The sequence below is a fragment of the Halomonas sp. 25-S5 genome (assembly GCF_029889845.1).
In the GTDB taxonomy this organism is placed as follows: Bacteria; Pseudomonadota; Gammaproteobacteria; order Pseudomonadales; family Halomonadaceae; genus Halomonas.
The window spans coordinates 1-532 of sequence record NZ_JARANV010000099.1 but is presented as its reverse complement, the minus strand read 5'-3'; the positions used below and the strand labels follow the sequence as shown (position 1 = coordinate 532).

General features: G+C 66.2%; 1 protein-coding gene. It reads right to left on the bottom strand.

Annotation, left to right across the window (positions count from 1 at the left end; translation table 11 throughout):
• Positions 1-532, bottom strand: a 532-nt coding sequence (locus tag OP498_RS18555) for a tyrosine-type recombinase/integrase (protein WP_280554833.1), incomplete at both ends; no start/stop codon positions are given.

The following is a 532-nucleotide window of genomic DNA, read 5'->3' as shown; positions in this document are numbered from 1 at the left end:
GAGCTGATGAACGGGCAGTCCCTGCTCCAGGACATGCGTGGCGTAGGCATGACGCAGGCTGTGGATGCCACCGATCCGCTCGATACCGGCCTGGCGCTTGGCCTGGGTGAAGGCCTTCTGCGGTGCGCTCGGATGCAGCGCGCGATCCGGAAACAGGGCGCTCGGGAATAGCCAGGTCGTCGGCCGGTAGGCACGCCAGTAATCGCGCAAGCGATCGAGCAGGGTCACCGATAGCAGGACCATGCGATCCTTCGCGCCCTTGCCCTGGGCGACACGCAGCTGGCCGCGCTGGCCGTCGATGTCGCTGACCCGCAGGTGGCAGACCTCGCTGACGCGCAGTCCGCAGCCATAACACAGTTCGAGCATCATGCGATGCTTGGGGTTGTGGCACGCGGCCAGGATCCGCCGGACGTCGTCGCGGGTCAGCAGCTCCGGAATCCGTTGTGGTGTCTTCGGCACCACGGGCGATACCTCAACCGACGGCCAGTGCAGCACCTGGAGGTACAGGAACCGCACGCCGTGCAGATAGACG